The 16,560-nt window shown below is 62.4% G+C and carries 18 protein-coding genes, 1 tRNA gene and 1 pseudogene; 10 read left to right on the top strand and 10 right to left on the bottom strand.

All coding sequences use genetic code 11. The features are described 5' to 3' along the window. Positions 1-33 precede the first annotated feature (33 nt). On the top strand, positions 34-492 hold the full coding sequence (locus tag HMI57_RS14140) for a hypothetical protein (RefSeq protein WP_171586646.1): 459 nt from the start codon (positions 34-36) through the stop codon (positions 490-492). On the opposite strand, the gene HMI57_RS14135 is transcribed toward HMI57_RS14140, so the two are convergent. Continuing rightward, positions 434-700 (bottom strand): hypothetical protein, encoded by a 267-nt coding sequence (locus tag HMI57_RS14135; RefSeq protein WP_171586645.1) that lies wholly within the window; start codon positions 698-700, stop codon positions 434-436. The two genes, HMI57_RS14140 and HMI57_RS14135, sit on opposite strands and share 59 nt — an antisense overlap. A gap of 131 nt (positions 701-831) precedes the next feature. On the opposite strand from HMI57_RS14135, the gene HMI57_RS14130 reads away from it, so the two are divergent. The 5 genes from HMI57_RS14130 to HMI57_RS14110 all read left to right on the top strand — a co-directional run bounded on the left by HMI57_RS14130 (position 832) and on the right by HMI57_RS14110 (position 4,898). Beyond that, positions 832-1,119 carry a hypothetical protein gene (locus tag HMI57_RS14130; RefSeq protein ID WP_171586644.1) on the top strand — a complete coding sequence of 96 codons (288 nt, stop codon included), beginning with the start codon at positions 832-834 and terminating at the stop codon, positions 1,117-1,119. A 373-nt stretch (positions 1,120-1,492) separates the two neighbouring features. Beyond that, on the top strand, positions 1,493-2,257 hold the full coding sequence (locus tag HMI57_RS14125; protein ID WP_171586643.1) for a hypothetical protein: 765 nt from the start codon (positions 1,493-1,495) through the stop codon (positions 2,255-2,257). 48 nt (positions 2,258-2,305) lie between these two features. Beyond that, on the top strand, positions 2,306-2,827 hold the full coding sequence (locus HMI57_RS14120; protein WP_171586642.1) for a hypothetical protein: 522 nt from the start codon (positions 2,306-2,308) through the stop codon (positions 2,825-2,827). Positions 2,828-3,345: 518 nt separating this feature from the next. Beyond that, entirely contained in the window at positions 3,346-4,179 is an 834-nt protein-coding gene (locus HMI57_RS14115; RefSeq protein WP_171586641.1) for a hypothetical protein, read from the top strand. 2 nt (positions 4,180-4,181) lie between these two features. Continuing rightward, entirely contained in the window at positions 4,182-4,898 is a 717-nt protein-coding gene (locus tag HMI57_RS14110; RefSeq protein ID WP_346655218.1) for an endonuclease/exonuclease/phosphatase family protein, read from the top strand. A 245-nt stretch (positions 4,899-5,143) separates the two neighbouring features. Here the strand turns inward: HMI57_RS14110 and HMI57_RS14105 are convergent, their stop codons facing one another. From HMI57_RS14105 to HMI57_RS14085, 6 genes and pseudogenes are all read right to left on the bottom strand, one after another. After that, positions 5,144-5,884 (bottom strand): NYN domain-containing protein, encoded by a 741-nt coding sequence (locus HMI57_RS14105; protein WP_346655217.1) that lies wholly within the window; start codon positions 5,882-5,884, stop codon positions 5,144-5,146. A gap of 344 nt (positions 5,885-6,228) precedes the next feature. Next, the gene (locus tag HMI57_RS14100) at positions 6,229-6,768 is read right to left on the bottom strand and encodes a site-specific integrase (protein ID WP_228721134.1); all 540 of its coding nucleotides are present in this window, start codon (positions 6,766-6,768) and stop codon (positions 6,229-6,231) included. 28 nt (positions 6,769-6,796) lie between these two features. Continuing rightward, positions 6,797-7,387 (bottom strand): hypothetical protein, encoded by a 591-nt coding sequence (locus tag HMI57_RS19600; RefSeq protein ID WP_346655227.1) that lies wholly within the window; start codon positions 7,385-7,387, stop codon positions 6,797-6,799. A 32-nt stretch (positions 7,388-7,419) separates the two neighbouring features. Then, positions 7,420-7,596 (bottom strand): annotated as a pseudogene (locus HMI57_RS19595) (helix-turn-helix domain-containing protein); the annotation flags it as partial. Between the two features lie 139 nt (positions 7,597-7,735). Beyond that, positions 7,736-7,812, bottom strand: a tRNA-Thr gene (locus tag HMI57_RS14090). Positions 7,813-7,902: 90 nt separating this feature from the next. Then, a complete protein-coding gene (locus tag HMI57_RS14085) occupies positions 7,903-8,766 on the bottom strand; it encodes a thioredoxin domain-containing protein (RefSeq protein ID WP_171586638.1) in 864 nt (287 codons plus the stop codon). A 129-nt stretch (positions 8,767-8,895) separates the two neighbouring features. On the opposite strand from HMI57_RS14085, the gene HMI57_RS14080 reads away from it, so the two are divergent. From HMI57_RS14080 to HMI57_RS14065, 4 genes are all read left to right on the top strand, one after another. Beyond that, positions 8,896-10,368: a trehalose-6-phosphate synthase gene (locus tag HMI57_RS14080; RefSeq protein WP_171586637.1), complete on the top strand. Its 1,473-nt coding sequence runs from the start codon at positions 8,896-8,898 to the stop codon at positions 10,366-10,368. Beyond that, a complete protein-coding gene (gene otsB, locus HMI57_RS14075; protein ID WP_171586636.1) occupies positions 10,361-11,146 on the top strand; it encodes a trehalose-phosphatase in 786 nt (261 codons plus the stop codon). Before HMI57_RS14080 ends, otsB begins: the two co-directional genes overlap by 8 nt. Before the next feature lie 140 nt (positions 11,147-11,286). Further along, positions 11,287-12,375 carry a sn-glycerol-3-phosphate ABC transporter ATP-binding protein UgpC gene (ugpC, locus tag HMI57_RS14070; protein WP_171586635.1) on the top strand — a complete coding sequence of 363 codons (1,089 nt, stop codon included), beginning with the start codon at positions 11,287-11,289 and terminating at the stop codon, positions 12,373-12,375. A 133-nt stretch (positions 12,376-12,508) separates the two neighbouring features. Continuing rightward, a complete protein-coding gene (locus HMI57_RS14065) occupies positions 12,509-13,867 on the top strand; it encodes a DUF4032 domain-containing protein (protein ID WP_171586634.1) in 1,359 nt (452 codons plus the stop codon). A gap of 122 nt (positions 13,868-13,989) precedes the next feature. Here the strand turns inward: HMI57_RS14065 and HMI57_RS14060 are convergent, their stop codons facing one another. Genes HMI57_RS14060 through HMI57_RS14050 form a run of 3 tightly spaced genes read right to left on the bottom strand, consistent with a single transcriptional unit; the run spans position 13,990 to position 16,427 of the window. Further along, entirely contained in the window at positions 13,990-14,565 is a 576-nt protein-coding gene (locus HMI57_RS14060) for a hypothetical protein (protein ID WP_171586633.1), read from the bottom strand. Positions 14,566-14,571: 6 nt separating this feature from the next. Further along, the gene (locus HMI57_RS14055; protein ID WP_216607522.1) at positions 14,572-15,936 is read right to left on the bottom strand and encodes an FAD-linked oxidase C-terminal domain-containing protein; all 1,365 of its coding nucleotides are present in this window, start codon (positions 15,934-15,936) and stop codon (positions 14,572-14,574) included. Positions 15,937-15,944: 8 nt separating this feature from the next. After that, the gene (locus HMI57_RS14050) at positions 15,945-16,427 is read right to left on the bottom strand and encodes a hypothetical protein (RefSeq protein WP_171586631.1); all 483 of its coding nucleotides are present in this window, start codon (positions 16,425-16,427) and stop codon (positions 15,945-15,947) included. Positions 16,428-16,560 lie beyond the last annotated feature (133 nt).

The raw sequence follows: 16,560 nt of genomic DNA, 5'->3' as shown, positions 1-16,560 counted from the left end.
GGTGCTCTCACGGCGTACCGCTAGGGTGACGTCATGTCTACTGCCACTCATTCAAGAGTCAGGACCGAAGCAGCGTTGCCTCGGATCAGCATCAACACCGTGCCGAATGCCAGTGCGGAGGAACTGCACCGAATCATCGGAGCAGCTCTCGACGAGGTGGCGCTGGGCTTTGTACTGCTCGCCCCACCGCTGAGGAAAATGCCGTGGGGGTCAGGCACCGATTCTGAAATTGAAGCAATTCTGGATCGGGAGCTTGGAGAGCAAGTCGAGATAGGTGGCCATCCAATAAGGACGAATCCTCCCTACCGCGTTCTTGCTCAGATCCGCTCGGACGTCCTGCAGATCAAGAGCATCTCGTACACCAATCCCCTGGAGATAGTGATCGGTGGGATATTCGTCGGTGGGGCTGCGCTGTTGGCGTCGATAGCTAAATTCATCGAGGCTGGCTCAGGGAAGCGAGGGTGCTGCGTTGTAGGTCCCGGACAGTCCTGAGCGGTTCGGCCGGCACGCCCATCCCGGCGGCCTCGAACATCTGACGCATCAGGGACTCGACTGCCTGGATGGATTCGTTGGCGGCGCCGCTGGTGCGCAGCTCGTTCAGCGTGGCCGGGGCCAGGCGGGCAGATTCCATCATGCCAGCGGTCTTCGCCTGATCAATCAGTGGTCCGACCGCATTGGCGATGTCCCGGTCGGTGGGCATTTTCACGACTGGGCGTGCGCGGGTGCCGCGTTCCGGCGCTGCTGAATGAGGACCACCGCGGCGACCATTGCGAGAACCGAGAGGCTCTGACCGTTGAAGACCTGGGCGGTAATACCGACGGGGATTGAATCATGACGACGGCAACGCCCGTCGGTCCCTCCGCCAGCTACGAGCAGCGTGCCAGCCAAACCGGATTGCTCCTGAATAACCTGCGCCGGTTCACTGAGCTGGCCGTCAGCACTTCCACAGCCCGCAACCTCAGCAAGGAGTATGCGCTCACCCCCATCGTGGAGTCCATCAACCTGCTGGAACACCTGCCCGGGTCATTCAGCACCCATGCTCAACCAGAGCTACAGGCTCAGATCCTCGCCCATGAGGAAGCGGCGGCGCGAGGAGGGTTGATGGAGAATGGCTTTTAGGAAAAGCCACGAGCCTTACAGCGTTCAACCTTCATGAACTGATTGCATTGCGCTGTCCGGCACCCGCCAGAACTTGTGTGACACTGTGACCATGAATACGGTCTCTCGCGTCCTTCTGATACCTCTTGTCGTGGCGTGCGTGATGGCGGCCACGGGCTGCTCGAATCTCGGAACGGACCCCTCAAGCTCGGGTGCATCAGAAACGGTGCAGGCCGAAACGACCTCCTCGGTTCAGACCTCGGCCGTGCCACCCGCGGAACTCTCCCCTACCCCATCTCCGACCCCGGCCGCGGCTCCAACCAGTACTCGGTCGCCAGCAGCGTTCGAGGGACCCACTGCACTCAACGAGACGTTCACCTCTCCCGATGGCACCTTGAGCTTCCGTTACCCGACCGGGTGGACTGTCACCGAGTCTGAAGAGGGGTCACCCTGGTCGCTGTTTGATCAAGAAGGCCAGCGCATCCTCACCCTCCTATCGTCACCACTAGAAACTAACTCCGGGGGAATGGGTCCGCTGATCAGCATGACCCCTCTGGGGCCGATCGTCGGCGCCACAGACAATGGTGGGACAGCTCCCCAAGCGGTCGTCGGCGTTAGCCTTGGGCATGACCCTCGCGCTGGTAACGCCGCGGTCACCTACGGTGCGGCTGTCCCGGGAACAGATACGTGGAACTTCAGGTTCAGCTGGGGCAATCATTATTGGTTGTCCTTTTTAGGCTCACGGGAGTTGGGACCCAAAGATCAGCTCAATGAATTGACGGCCGATGCCGAGCAGTTCGCTGCCAGCGCCGAATTCCGCAACCAGATTCTCCCCATCATCCAGTCCTTGACTGCCTCTGAGCCACCTACCTCGATTGCTACGCAGGCGCCTGAGGCGAACACTAACGGTTCGTGCATGGGTGCAAAATACACGTACCAGAACCTAGCCGGCATCACTTGTGATGAAGCCAAATCCATCTTGCAAACGGTGCTTGACACGGGCACAGCTTGGGGCGCCCGCAGTCACGTCACCGATGGCTTCGATTGCTATGAATCCAGCTACGGCGAGCGAATCGAGGGTTCACCTCACATGATGTGCTGGGCCTTGACCGGCGAAGGCGCCCGCGACTACATCGTCCTGGAAGCTAACTACCGGTAGCCACTCGATCCCCATATATTCCGTCCGCACACCGACAAAGGCAACCGCATGCAGAATCCCTTCACCGACGAGTCCATAACTCCCGAACAAAGGAGAAATAGAATCTGGCTCGCGATCGCCGGTGCCCTCGTATTTAGTGGGGTCATTAGCTCGCTCGGCGGTGGCCGTGACGACTCGGCAGCAGGCGAGTCCAGCCCCGCAGAGCAAAGCACAACACAGCCCCCGACCGGGCCGGATGCGCCTGAACGGGAGGCCTTTGCAGCCGAGATCAACCAGGCAGCTCTGGACTCTTTCGGCATCGACTCGTGGAGTCAGACTTGCAGGGCCACCCAGGTCGGATGGCCCTGCTTTCTTTCGGACATGGAATCACCAGGGGAAGGTGATCTCGTCGTCCTGCTTCAGACATCAGGAACGGAGGAGGAAGCGGATCGTCTAGCCGATGACGCCGCGCACGCGTTGTTCAAGCTAGTCAATGCGAAGGAACGTGGTCTCGAATGGATCCAGGTCATCGACCAGTCACACGGACTGATGACCACTCTCCACTACAGCGAAGCTCTTCCCGCTGGCTGATCGACACTCGACCTCCTGGCGCGCAGCGGCACGGAGACATGGAACCCCCTCGCAGATGTCACCATCGCCTACGCAGACCTCTTCCAACTTTTCGGTACATTCAAGCAGTTCGAGGAGTTCTTTCACCGACAAGACCTCATGACTCCAGACGGCATCGACTTCTTCCTGCCCCTCGAGGATTTCCAGCGCCCCGGGACGCCGGCAACGCGAGACGAGTACATGGCGTGACAGGAAGCCTCGCTGAAGTTTATTGAGCGACGCGGCAATCGGATGGCCGACTGGGTCGAGGCGCGCCATCCAGAGATCGAGGTAAGCCGGCAGCGCCGGCAGCGGGGCCACCTGACGAAGCGCCTTTCGCAGCGCGCGGGTCTCAGTAACTTCCTTTCATTCGTGAAAAGCCAGTTGAGCCCATCGCATGCTCGCTCCCGCGCCTCACATGCAGTGCAAGGTGCGCATTGAGGCGCCGTCGAAGCAGCAGGCTCACACTCAATCGCCATTCGAACTCGGGGGGAAACCACATGCCAGTACATCTCGAGGAACTCGCACTGAGCATTGCCCGCTGCCCGGAAGTACCACTGGCCGCTGCGGACCCAACACACCCGTGCCACAAGGTGGTGCACTCCCAGGATCAGTACGAGGGACCGTTCCAGGTTCCCGAGGCGTGGGCAGGCAAGCTGGAGACCGCCAAGGTGGTCTTCCTGTCGTCGAATCCAGCTATTAGCGCTGGGATGGCGGGCAAGCATCTGGCGGAAAAGTATCCGAACGCGGAATGGGAAGATCCGGACATCGCCGACTTCATGCTGAACCGCTTCGACAGCGAGCACGACTGGGTGAACCAGGAGCTTCGGCATCTGAAAGTCGACGGTTTTTCCCGGGGTCGCCCAGAAGGCTACTGGAAATGGGTCAGGGCCCAGACTGAAGCGCTGGTCGGGACCGACCTGCCCTGGTACGAGAACGTGGCCATGACCGAGATCGTCCACTGCAAGTCCGGCAGTGAGGACGGCGTCAAGGAGGCTGCCGACCGTTGCAGCTCCATGCACATGGACCGGGTCCTCTCGGCGACGCCGGCGAACCTGATCATCGTGGTCGGCCGCCAGGCGCGCGACCGCTTACTGCGTGCCTACCCTGAGGTAGCGAACCGCTACCCGCGCTTCGGACGGGATGATAAGACGACCGGCCGAGTTGACCCGGCACAGAGTATTTTCGAGATGAACCTCGGCGGCCGGATGCGAACGGTCTGCTACCTCTGGCACAACAGCGCCCACCACCCAAAGGTAAGGGGCCTCGCCGCCATGTATCCGGAGCACTTTCTCCGCCTTCAGGCCGCTGCCCTCGGCCCCGCTGTAGCCTGACGATGCGGATCGTGTCGTGGAACTGTGCGATGGGCTACACCAAGAAACGGCATCTGATCGAGGCATTGCGGCCCGACATAGCCGCTCTGGCGGAAGTTTCGCTGAGGGCCATCACGGACTCTGACGCGCCGTTCAAGACGTGGGTGGGGTCTAACCCGAACAAGGGCCTGGGCGTTCTCGGCTTCACCGACCGCACCTACTTGGAGTACGAAGCTGGGCAGCTCCTGCCATGGCATATCCCGTTCAGCGTGGACGGCATGAACATCATCGCCCTATGGGCACACGTCCGCACCCGGGACCTCCGCTATGTGCGGGTCACCCACGAGATCGTCAACCGGCAGGCCGAGTTCCTGCGACACCCGCAGTCCCTGCTCATCGGTGACTTCAACAGCAGCACGCTCTGGGACAAGATGCACCCGGGACGGAACCATTCAATGCTGGTCGATAAGCTCGAGCAGCTGGGTCTTCACAGCGTTTACCACCGCCAGGAAAACGTGGCGCAGGGTAGCGAGCGGCACCCGACGTTCTTCGGCAGCCGCAACCCCGAGAAGCCGCACCACATCGATTACGCCTTCCTCAGCGCTGATATGACAGCGAATTTGGAGATCGGCAGGCACGAGGCCTGGCTCGCCCACAGCGACCACATGCCGCTTATCCTCGACGTCGACAGGTCTTCTACTGTCCTGACGCAGGCGTTCCACCGCGGCCCGTCAGGTTGACCCGGTTCATCTGCCTGCCTGAACAGTTCCTAGTGTGGGAGGGCTCCCAGCTCAGTCTCGAACCTTGGTGCCCCGGTGAGGTACTCGGCGTTGAGCTCGCGGTGCACGCTCATTTCCCGCGTTTCGCGGCAGCTCAGCGGCAGCTCAGCGGCAGCTCAGCGGCAGCTCAGCGGCAGCTCAGCGGCTGAGCTTAGTCGTACTCGGATTACACCACTGGCGTGACTTCGCGCAGGCGGGGATGACCCTTACCCCGGGGCGTCTCGTGCTATGGCGCGCTTGTCCCGAACATGGACTATCTGGTTATCTCTTTTTAGATCGAACAGCCCGATGGCATCTATGAGTTCGCTCAACTTTTGATAGCCGTAATTGCGGGAGTCCAGCGACGCTTGGTTGCCTATTTGGCTTCCCACCGCAGATAAGTTCGCCCAGCCGTCATCATCGCTTGCAGCTTCGACAGCGTTACGTATCAGGAGCACGAGACGGGTATTACCACGCAGTTTCCTCGAGTCAGCGCGTTGTTCCACCGAAGTGTTAGAGCTATTGGGCGCCTGCCCCAATCCTTCAACGTAGGTGAATAGGGAACAAGCGTTGACAAAGGGCTCCGGAGTCTTCCTCTCCCCGAACCCGTACACCTTTTGACCGTTCGCCAATATTCGCATGACCAGCGGAGTGAAGTCCGCGTCGCTGGAAACGAGGGCGAAGGCATCGATCGAGCCTCCATTGAGCAAATCCATGGCGTCGATCACCATTGCCATATCAGCGGCATTCTTGCCAGTGCTGTATGCAAACTGCTGCATCGGTCGTATCGCATACGGGTGGAGGGCGGACTCCCAATGCTGTAGACGAGGGCTTTTCCAATCGCCATATGCTCGACGTACATTGGCAACCCCATGACGGGCCACTTCGGCAAGGACCAGATCAATTTTGGAAGCTGGTGCGTTGTTAGCATCGATGAACAGGGCGATGCGTTTCTCTTCGGGATTCACCAGTTGAGCATGCAGGCAGAAGCAGCCTCGGTCAACTCGCCCGGTGTTCTAAAAGTCTGCTGCCTCGCCCGCCTGCTGAGCATCAGCTTCGCAAGAGTGTGACACCAATTTCGAGCTTTCCACAAGCTGCTTCCGTCCCATGGTTACCCCCCTAGGGAGTTCATTTGGGGGCGAATGACAGCGGGGTAGCTAGTGTCACCTTGGGCAAGGGAGACGGCGGTCAAGCGAGTGCGGAACCGACGATGTCAGTGCCGGTATCTAGCGTTGGCTGCCAACTCGGCCGCTGAGGGTCCCTGCCCGACTTTCAGCCAGCCTTGGGAGACTGAATTCCTTTGTAGAACGGTTCAGTCCCTGTCCGGCCGTTGACCGAAGGCGCCCTCGATTAGCTCCCTATGGTCTTCCACTTGGGTGACGGGTTCGATGTAGTACTGGTCGGTGGTCTCTTCCTTGGAGTGGCCGATTACAGAACGTGCGGCACCCTTGCCAGCTTCCCGCGCGAGCAAAGTAGCTACGGTCTTTCTGAACGTGTGCGGAGTTACCTTGAAATCGAACTCAACACCTGCGGCGTTCAATGCACTACGCAAAGATCGTCGAACAGACGACGGTTGCATGAAAGTTCCGTTCTGGGACCAGAAGACGGCATCTACGGTGTTCTTCGGCGGCGAACAAGCTCGCCGCCGAAGCAGGACACTGACAGCGAACTGGGGTAGAGGGATTTTCCGGATGCTTCCCTCGGACTTCGGTACCGGCTGCCGATACTTAGGTCCATGACGGGGTTCAATAAGTGTGCCGGTAATGGACACCGTGGGAACTGAGCTCACCAAATCAACGTCATTCCAGCGTAAGGCTAGAACTTCTCCAATCCGTGTGCCGGTTGCCAACATGACGTCGACGATGTCTGCAAGCGTTCCGTCATTCGGGGGCACAAAAGTGCCCGGCTGGTTTCGCCATGACCGCACAGCCGACCGCACCTCGCCGAGTGAAGGTTCGTTCAGCGCCTTTGGTTTCACTTTTCTCTTTGGTAGCGGCTTGATATTTCGAACTGGGTTGTAGGACAACACTTCTGCCGACTTTGACTCCGACATCGGACACTTTCAATTGTCCGAGCTCAGCCTCTATATGGTTCCGGTAGGTGCTCTGGTACTGATCGAACGTCTGTCGCCGCACAGATGTATCGAAGCTCGCTTCGACGGCATTACCGCTCTGGTTCACCTCGACCTTGGGAGGTTCAATGCTCCTGAACCAATCCTCGGCGAGCTGCCCAACTGTCGGCACGGCGTTCTCGGCGGCGGCTTCACCGTCTAACCGCCACCCCTCCACCCGTGCGGCAGCGGCCTCTTGGACTGCCCGGATAGCGATCGCCTTGGTGCGGCCGGTGCGCTCAATCCGGACCGGCCGGCCGTCCGAAGCTCCGAAACGCGCACAGGCGTCCCACCGGTCCTTATTGATCTGTTTGGCGCCTGGGACTCCGATCTCGCCCGGCCGTAAACGCGCGCGGCCCACCAGGCAACCGCCTTCATCGTCTGGTACCAGGTGATGAAGTCGGCCTCGTCATACCTGACGAGGCCATGTAGCTTGACGACCGGAGGACCGAGGCCCGACGAGTACCAATTAGCGAGGGTTTTCGGAGCGATTCCGAGGATCCGGGCGACTTCAGCGCGGGTGAGTACCTTCACGGGCACTGCTTCAGACTGCTCATTATGTTCTTCCATGAGCACCATGTGTGCGGCGGCCTGGAAAGAGCTCACCGGTGGCAATGCCGCTAAAACGTCCGATAAACGTCGGTTCAACGGTTTGCTGGTCATAGAAAACCCCTCCTGGTAGGCGTATTGCCTAGTCAGAAGGGGTTGGTGGAGCCTCCTGCCGGATTCGAACCGGCGACCCCCTGTTTACAAGACAGGTGCTCTGGCCAACTGAGCTAAGGAGGCGAACTGGCAAGGCCAGCTGGCGCCGTCGTCGTCATCAAACCGATCGATTGCGCACAGTCAAGATTAGCCCAGCCGGAGCGTCAGCGAAAACTAGCCCTTGGCGTCGATCTTCTCCTGGGTGAACTCCGCAAAGTTGTCGATGGCTTCGGGTACTGCCTCGCCATCCACATAGATGGTCGGTGTCCCGGTGATGCCATCCAGCTCAGCCGCTTCGGTGGTGAAGTTGACCCAGGGCCGGAACGTGCCCTCGGATAGGCAGGTGGAGATGTCCGCTGCACCCACCGTTGAGGCGAGACTCGCCAGCCCGGCGTCGTCGAGCTCGCCGTTCTCATAGTTGGCGAACAACCCCGTGGAGTAGTCGAAGTACGCCTCGGGGGATTCCTCGGCTACGCAGGCCAGGGCATTCGCGCCCCGGGAGGAGTAATCAGTAGAGGAGTTGCGGTCCAGGTACGCCACGTTGCGGTGTTCCATCGTGATCTCCCCGGCGTCGAGCCAGGTCCTGATCTGCTCGGCGTGGGTGCTCTCAAACTCCGCGCAGAACACGCAGTTCACATCCACGTAGGACACCACCTGCACCGGTTCCCCGTCGCCCGAAGCGGCAATGCCCGGGGGCAGTTCCCCGGCAGGCCGCGGATCGGAAGGGAGGGTGGCCAGATCGACGTCACCCGTCTCGAAGGATTCCATCTCGGTGCTCGACGAAAGCACAATCCCGCCATACTCGTTGCCGCCGGACGGCGCCGGACCGGCGTCGGGGACCTGCCCGCGAAGGGTGTTCGTGACAATCAGCCCCGCCACCACCAGGATGGCCACCACAGCCGCCACTACGCCCCACCGGATCAGGAGCCCCTTGCGCCTCTCCTGGCGTTCCTGGGCCTCACGAAGCAGCCGCGCCTGCTCGCGGGCCTGCGCCGAGCGCTGCGATTTGGACGGTTTATGGCTAGAGCTGGGCGTCATCAGTCCTCGTCATCGTTGGGTACGCGTAGTCTCAAGCTTAGCGAGCCATCCCCTGCCGCCGGCGACTGACCAGCCGACGCCGCCCAAACGGTAAAGTACTAAGTAGGCCTACTATGTGCAGGAGTCAGCGTGCCTTCAGCTACACCCCCGTCCGATAACACCACCGCCTACGGCGAATTCGAGTTCATTGTCGTGTCCAACCGGTTGCCCGTCGACCGGGTGGACACCAACGGCAGCAGTTCCTGGCGCCGCTCCCCCGGCGGCCTGGTCACCGCCCTGGCACCCGTCATGTCCAAGGCCGACGGCGCATGGGTGGGCTGGCACGGCGCACCCGATGAAACCCTCGACGCGTTCGACCACGACAACATGCGACTCGTCCCCGTCCACCTCACCGCCGACGAGGTGGAGTTCTACTACGAGGGTTTCTCCAACGCCACCCTGTGGCCGCTCTACCACGACGTGATTGCCCCACCGGAGTTTCACCGCCACTGGTGGGACTCCTACCGCAGGGTCAACGAACGCTTCGCCGAAGCCACCGCGGCGGTCGCCGCCGAGGGCGCCACCGTCTGGGTCCAGGACTACCAGATGCAGTTGGTCCCCAAGATGCTGCGCGCGGCCCGCCCCGACCTGAAAATCGGCTTCTTCAACCACATCCCGTTTCCTCCGCTGGAGATCTTCGCCCAGCTGCCCTGGCGCCGCCAGGTGATCGAGGGTCTCCTCGGCGCCGACCTGATCGGGTTCCAGCGTCCCAGCGATGCCAGCAACTTCCTCCGCTGCGTCCGCCGCTTCGTCGGCCACACGGTCCGGCAGCAGCAGGTTCAGGTTGAACTGGAAGAAGGCGGCCCCACCTACACCTCGCGGGCCGAAGCGTTCCCGATCTCGATCGACGTTGACCAGATCATCACGCTCGCCAACCGCGAAGACATCATCGAACGGTCCAAGGAGATCCGCCGCGAGCTCGGCAACCCGAAGCACATCCTCCTCGGGGTGGACCGGCTGGACTACACCAAGGGGATCGGCCACCGCCTCAAGGCCTACGAAGAGCTCCTCGCCGATGGGCACGTCAAGGTGGAGGACGCCGCACTGATCCAGGTGGCCAGCCCCAGCCGCGAACGGGTGGAGCAGTACCGGTTACTGCGGGAGGAAATCGAGGGAGCCGTCGGCCGGATCAACGGCACCTACGACACCATCAAGAACACCGCCATCCGCTACCTGCACCACAGCTACCCGGTGGAGGAAATGGTTGCCCTGTATCTGGCGGCCGACGTCATGCTGATCACTGCCCTGCGGGACGGCATGAACCTGGTGGCCAAAGAGTACGTGGCAGCCCGCACCGGCAACAGCGGTGCACTGGTGCTGAGCGAATTTGCCGGCGCAGCCGACACCCTTCGCCAGGCGGTCCTGATCAACCCGCACGACATCGACGGGCTCAAAGCCGCCATCGTCACCGCGGTGAACATGAGCCCTGCCGAATCGACCCGCCGGATGCGGATCATGCGCCGCCAGGTGTTGCAGAACGACGTCGAACGATGGTCCAAGGCCTTCCTTGCCGCCCTGCAGGAGGGTAATCACGAGAACCCCCAGGAGACACCGCATGCCTGAGAGCCTGAGTCCCGCATTACTGACCGCGCTGGCATCAATCGCGAAGGCCGACCATCTGCTGATTGCCCTGGACTTTGACGGCACCATGTCACCGCTCGTCCCCCTTGCCGTTGACGCCCGGCCGCTTCCCGGGTCGGCCAGCGCGCTGTCCGCGCTCGGACAGCTCCCGGAGACGACGACGGCGCTCGTCTCCGGGCGGGCGCTCGACAGCCTCCGCTCGGTCGCGACCCCCGACCCGGAAACGCTGCTCATCGGTAGCCACGGCGCCGAGACCTGGACCGGACCCGATGGCGCCCCGCTGACGCTGACCGACCAGCAGACCGACCTGCTTCGCCGGGCCACTGCCGCTGTCCAGCGCGTGGTGGACTCCCACCACGGAACGATGCTCGAATCCAAGCCTGCCGGCGTCGTTCTGCACACCAGAACCGCCGACGACGACGTCGCGGCAGCCGCGACCGACGCGGCCCGCGCCGCATTGGACCAGCTGGAGGGCGCCCACATCACCGACGGCAAGCGCGTCCTGGAAACCTCGGTCATCAGCGCCGACAAGGGCCAGGGCATCAGATCGCTGCGGAAGTACACTGGCGCCACGGCAGTGTTGTTCGCCGGCGACGACGTCACTGATGAACACGCCTTCGCCGCGCTCGAAGCCCAGGACCTCGGCATCAAGATTGGGGACGGGGAGACCCAGGCTAGCCACCGCATCCACTCGCCCGAGGAATTGGTGCTGGTGCTGGAGCGGCTTCTCGAGCTACGCCGCACCAGTGCGCAATCCTGATTTATCTGCCATACTCGGAATCTGTGACGCACACCACCTGCCGTCTCGATGAAGTACGGCCAGGGCGACACAGATAACTGAATACTCTCCATTCACAACGGATCGTCGGGCACGTACCTGCCCGTGAAAAGGAAAAACAAATGGCAACGGTGACGTTTGACCAGGCAACACGCCTGTACCCCGGGACAGAGAAGCCCGCGGTTGACAAGCTCGACATTCAGATCGCTGATGGCGAATTCCTCGTTCTCGTGGGACCCTCCGGCTGTGGCAAGTCCACGTCGCTGCGGATGCTCGCCGGACTCGAAGATGTGAACTCGGGCCGTATCCTCATTGGTGACCGCGACGTCACCGATGTTCCGCCCAAGGACCGCGACATCGCGATGGTGTTCCAGAACTACGCGCTTTACCCCCACATGTCGGTAGCCGACAACATGGGATTTGCGCTGAAAATCGCTGGCGTGTCCAAGGAAGAGCGCGCCGAGCGCGTTCGCGACGCAGCGAAGCTGCTCGACCTTGAGCCGTACCTCGACCGCAAGCCCAAGGCCCTCTCCGGCGGCCAGCGGCAGCGTGTTGCGATGGGACGCGCGATCGTGCGTAACCCACAGGTGTTCCTCATGGATGAGCCTCTCTCCAACCTCGATGCGAAGCTGCGCGTGCAGACCCGCACCCAGATCGCGTCGCTGACCCGCCGCCTGGGTGTCACCACTGTCTACGTGACGCACGACCAGGTTGAGGCAATGACCATGGGCGATCGCGTGGCGGTTCTCAAGGATGGCGTCCTCCAGCAGGTCGACACTCCGCGCAACCTGTACGAACGCCCCGTCAATGTCTTCGTCGCAGGCTTCATCGGCTCCCCCGCCATGAACCTGCTGGAACTCCCCGTCACCGACGGCGGCGTAAAGTTCGGTGGCATCACCTACCCGGTTGCCCACGAGGTGCTCGATGCAGCACACGGCGGCACCGTGACCCTGGGTGTCCGTCCCGAAGACCTCCAGATCGCACCAGATGGCCAGGGCCTGCAGGTTGAGGTCGACGTTGTCGAGGAACTCGGCGCTGACGCCTACGTCTACGGCCACACCACCCTCAACGGGGAAGAGCAGGTCATCGTGGCACGCGTCGACGGCCGACGCCCACCAATGAAGGGTGACACCATCTACGTCACCCCCGAAAAGGGCCACGTGCACCTCTTCGACATGAAGGACGGACTGCGGCTGGCTGACCACGTCTAAGCTAGCCCCGCTGTCCGAGCGGAACTGACCCGAGTACGGTGGTCTTTGGATTGACTTTCAATTCAGGGGCCACCGTACTTCGTTAAGCACCGCATTTCGTTAAGTAGTAAACAGTTACAAAAAAGGGCAACACATGAACGATTCGCCAGACGCCGAGTGGCACGACGAGCCAACCGACTGGGACCAGCCCGGCAAATTGCCACGCACCAGGGGCGGCTCGGATCCGGGCACGCTGGGATCCCTGAACATCACGGCTGCCGCCACCGACCCCGAGCTGCTGGACCTGCCCTGGCATATCGGATTGGAAGACTGGCCAGCCCAGTATCTCGCCGCGCTGCCCCGCGGTATTTCACGGCACATTGTGCGGTTTGCCCACCTCGGCGGGTCGGTCATTGCCATCAAGGAAACCAGCGAACACGTGGCCCGGCATGAGTACCACATGCTGCGGAAGCTCCGCAGACTCGATGTGCCCAGCGTGGAGCCGGTCGCCGTGATCACCGGTCGGAAGGCCCTGGACGGTTCCGACCTCGATCCGGTGCTCGTCACCCGGCACCTGAAATTCTCGATGCCCTACCGCGCCCTGTTTTCCCAGACGCTGCGGCGGGAAACCCTGACCCGGCTGATCGATGCCCAGGCGCTGCTGCTCGTCAGGCTGCACCTCATCGGGTTCTACTGGGGCGACGTTTCCCTGTCGAACACCCTGTTCCGCCGTGATGCTGGAGCCTTTGCTGCCTACCTGGTCGACGCCGAGACGGGCGAGTTGTATCCAGAGCTGTCCTCCGGCCAGCGGGAGTATGACCTTGAGATCGCCCGCGTGAACATCGCCGGCGAGCTGATGGACCTCGCCGAGGGTGGCCTGATCGAAGAGAAAGTGGATCCCCTGGCCACCAGCGAGCTCATCATGGACAGCTACCGCCGTCTCTGGGCCGAGCTGACAGACCAGGAATCCTTCGACCTCAACGACCGGTGGCGCGTCAACGCCAGGATTCGCCGGCTCAACGAGCTGGGGTTCGACGTGGAAGAGTACGCCATCCAGACGGAGGCCAACAGCTCCCAGATCCAGCTGCAGCCCAAGGTTGTCGATGCCGGTCACCATAGCCGGCGGCTCCTGCGGCTGACCGGGCTCGATGCGCAGGAGAACCAGGCCAGGCGCCTGCTCAACGACATGGACGCCTACCGCGCGGACAACAACCCCGACGTCGACGAGGAGCTCAGCGCACATCTCTGGGTCAGTCAGGTATTCGAACCGATTGTGCGTGCTGTCCCCCGCGAGCTGGGCCGCAAGCTGGAACCAGCCGAGGTGGTCCACGAGGTTCTTGAGCACCGCTGGTACATGTCCGAGAAGCAGGACCGCAACGTGCCATTGGCTGAGGCCGTCCAGTCCTACCTCGACTCCATCCTGGTACACCGCCGGGATGAAGCCGCCATCATGCTCACCGCCGACACGAAGTCGATCGACATCCTCGACGGCGGCGCACGCGACTCGCCTTAGCCGGCGACTACCGAAGCCTGTGCCTTAAACGGGGAACGCACCCGGAACTGTGATGGGGAGGGCCGATACCGGCTCGTCCCGCCCAGCTCCGGGCGCGCCCAGTGGTGTAACAGGGTGAGAGGTTACGGGCAGGTGATCTCGGTGCCTTCGTACTGGTGCACGCCGGGGCCCAGATCCCCACAGACTTCAGTGATGAGGTTGACCCCTGCGACGAGGACAATCACGGTGAGTATCCCGGTGATCACACCGATTGCGCCGATGATGATGCCAGCGAGGGCGAAGCCGTTGCCCATCCTGGCTCTGCGTGACTTCACCATAGCCACGATGCTGATGATCAGGCCGACAATGGAGATGGGCCAGATGATGGCGCAGATCATGCCCACAATGCCAAGGGTCTTGCCGGGATTCTCGGTTGGCTGCCCGTATCCACCAGGGCCGGTTCCATAAGGGCTCTGCCCATACCCGCCCTGCTGCCCGTACGGAGACTGGCTGGACTGTCCCTGCTGCCCGTAGGGGGTGGGCTGACTGCCCGGTGCGGGCTGCTGCCACTGCTGGCCAGCCGGGTACTTGGAGGGATCCTCGCCCTGGCCGCTGCCCTGCTGGTTGGGCTGATTGCCCGGATAGTTGTCAGACACGTTGAATCCCCATTCATGTTCATGGTGCTGCCAGCTGGCAGCGATAGCTTTCATTCTATCCATGGGAGGCTACGCCTCGACGGTAATGGCCTTCCCGGGGTTCAGGATGCCCCGCGGATCGAAGACTTTCTTGATCTGGCGCTGGAGGCCCAGGACTTCCTCTGTCTGCTCCCAGGGGAGCCACCTCAGCTTGTATTGGCCCACCCCGTGTTCCCCGGTGATGGTTCCGCCCAAGCCCAGTGCCAGGCGCACCGACTCGTCGAGTGCCAGGTCGAGCCGTTCCACACCTGCCGGGCCCTCGGCCGCCGACACCCAGAAGGTCGGATGCAAGTTACCGTCCCCGGCGTGGGCGACCACTTTCAGAAGGACCGAATGCTCGGCGGCCACCCGCTCAAGTTGCGCAATGTAGTGCACCAGCTGGGACCGTGGCACGGCGACGTCCTCGCCGACCCGGAATTCGTCGTCGACCTCGTCCCCACGGCTGTGCCGACGAAGATCAATCAGGCGTGCCGCTTCACCGACGTCCTGCGAACTCACAGTGCCCCCGAGCGCCGTCAGCACCACGCGGACGACGGCGGCCTCCGCCTCAGCACCGAACCCGTCAGTCTGAATCAGCAACAGGGCACCACCACGCTCGCGCAGGTTGGACCCGTGTGCGCCATCCAGGGCGGTCAGGGTCATGCCGTCCAGCAACTCCATGATCGCCGGTTGGACGCGGGCCTCCCCCACCGCCAGTACCCCTGCGGCTGCGGTCTGGATATCGGGGAAAAAGGCGGCAAGGGTCTGTTCGCTGTGGGGGAGGTAGCGTAGCCGTACGGTGATGCCAACGACGATCCCCAGCGTGCCTTCCGATCCGACGAATAGTGAGGTCAGATCGTACCCGGCGACGCCCTTGAAGGTCTGCACACCGGTCCGGATCAGCGTCCCGTCGGCGAGGACCACATCCAGGGCCAGAATCGAATCCCGGGTCACCCCATACTTGGCGCACCGTAGTCCGCCCGCGTTGGTCGCCACGTTCCCACCAATCGTGGAGATGCGGTAACTGGCGGGATCCGGCGCGTACATCAGTCCGTGTTCGGCCGCAGCAGCGTTGAGGTCGGCGTTGATCACCCCGGGTTCGACGACGGCGGTCTCGTCCAGCGGGTTCATCGCGGTGATGCGGTTCATCCGGTCCAGGTTCAACACGATGCACCCCTCCGTGGCGTGCGCGCCGCCTGAGACTCCCGTGCCGGCACCCCGGGGGACCACCGGGATCCGGTGAGCGTATGCCCACCGCATGACCTGTTGCACCTCGTCGACCGTCTGTGCCCAGACCACGGCGGCGGGAGACTGAAGACTAAGGACCGGGCCCTGGTCCCGCGCATAGGATTCAACTGCGGACTCGGCGGTCAACACCGCCCCGTGCGGGAGGAAAGCGCTCAGCTCGGCGATCAGTTCGGGGGTCACTGGGTTCCGCCCATAAAGCGCTGGAACTTCTCGAGCGCCGTCGGCCAGAAAGTCTCATAGAGGGAGCGGTCCTGTACCGACTGGTGGGCCGTGGACCAGCCCCGATGCGTCAGGGATACCAGTGTGCCCCTGCCTGGGAGGCCGTCGAACCCGAGAGACAGGTCCGTCTGGGTACCTCCCCCCAGCTGGTGGTGCCAGGCAAGGTCGAGCCGGCGTCCCTCTTCCCGGTCAATGACAGCTGCCCAGACGGCCTCCTCGTTCTCGGGGGAGGTTTCGACCAGCGCGTCACCCTCCAAGTCGAAGAAGCTACCGACGCCGTACACGCTGAGGTTCTGCGCGGGCCACCAGAGATGGATGTTATCGACAAAGCCCGCAAATGCGTGGTCCGGAGGAACCGGGACGGTGACGGTGAAGGCCAGCGACGGCGCTGGGTCGGGCTCTACCGGTGGCGGCGCGGCGTCCGAAAAGAGGTTGCTCATGTCTGACGACTTTACCGGCTGGAAGCCGTCCGTTTGGAGCGTGCCTTCTGCAGACCTGGCTGGCTGGTTTCTGGGTGTGGGTGGGGTGGTGGGTTAAGTGCGAAAGGCCCCACCGTGGGTGGGGCCTTTCGTC

This window comes from Arthrobacter sp. 260 (assembly GCF_013116745.1).
GTDB lineage: Bacteria > Actinomycetota > Actinomycetes > Actinomycetales > Micrococcaceae > Arthrobacter_D.
This window is presented reverse-complemented; position numbering and strand designations above follow the sequence as displayed.

Excerpts from the sequence above, each read along its gene's own strand:
- HMI57_RS14140 (WP_171586646.1), top strand. The coding sequence starts at position 34 with ATGTCTACTGCCACTCATTCAAGAGTCAGGACCGAAGCAGCGTTGCCT.
- HMI57_RS14135 (WP_171586645.1), bottom strand. The coding sequence starts at position 700 with ATGCCCACCGACCGGGACATCGCCAATGCGGTCGGACCACTGATTGAT.
- HMI57_RS14130 (WP_171586644.1), top strand. The coding sequence starts at position 832 with ATGACGACGGCAACGCCCGTCGGTCCCTCCGCCAGCTACGAGCAGCGT.
- HMI57_RS14120 (WP_171586642.1), top strand. The coding sequence starts at position 2,306 with ATGCAGAATCCCTTCACCGACGAGTCCATAACTCCCGAACAAAGGAGA.
- HMI57_RS14115 (WP_171586641.1), top strand. The coding sequence starts at position 3,346 with ATGCCAGTACATCTCGAGGAACTCGCACTGAGCATTGCCCGCTGCCCG.
- HMI57_RS14110 (WP_346655218.1), top strand. The coding sequence starts at position 4,182 with ATGCGGATCGTGTCGTGGAACTGTGCGATGGGCTACACCAAGAAACGG.
- HMI57_RS14100 (WP_228721134.1), bottom strand. The coding sequence starts at position 6,768 with ATGTTGGCAACCGGCACACGGATTGGAGAAGTTCTAGCCTTACGCTGG.
- HMI57_RS14085 (WP_171586638.1), bottom strand. The coding sequence starts at position 8,766 with ATGACGCCCAGCTCTAGCCATAAACCGTCCAAATCGCAGCGCTCGGCG.
- otsB (WP_171586636.1), top strand. The coding sequence starts at position 10,361 with ATGCCTGAGAGCCTGAGTCCCGCATTACTGACCGCGCTGGCATCAATC.
- ugpC (WP_171586635.1), top strand. The coding sequence starts at position 11,287 with ATGGCAACGGTGACGTTTGACCAGGCAACACGCCTGTACCCCGGGACA.
- HMI57_RS14065 (WP_171586634.1), top strand. The coding sequence starts at position 12,509 with ATGAACGATTCGCCAGACGCCGAGTGGCACGACGAGCCAACCGACTGG.
- HMI57_RS14060 (WP_171586633.1), bottom strand. The coding sequence starts at position 14,565 with ATGGATAGAATGAAAGCTATCGCTGCCAGCTGGCAGCACCATGAACAT.
- HMI57_RS14050 (WP_171586631.1), bottom strand. The coding sequence starts at position 16,427 with ATGAGCAACCTCTTTTCGGACGCCGCGCCGCCACCGGTAGAGCCCGAC.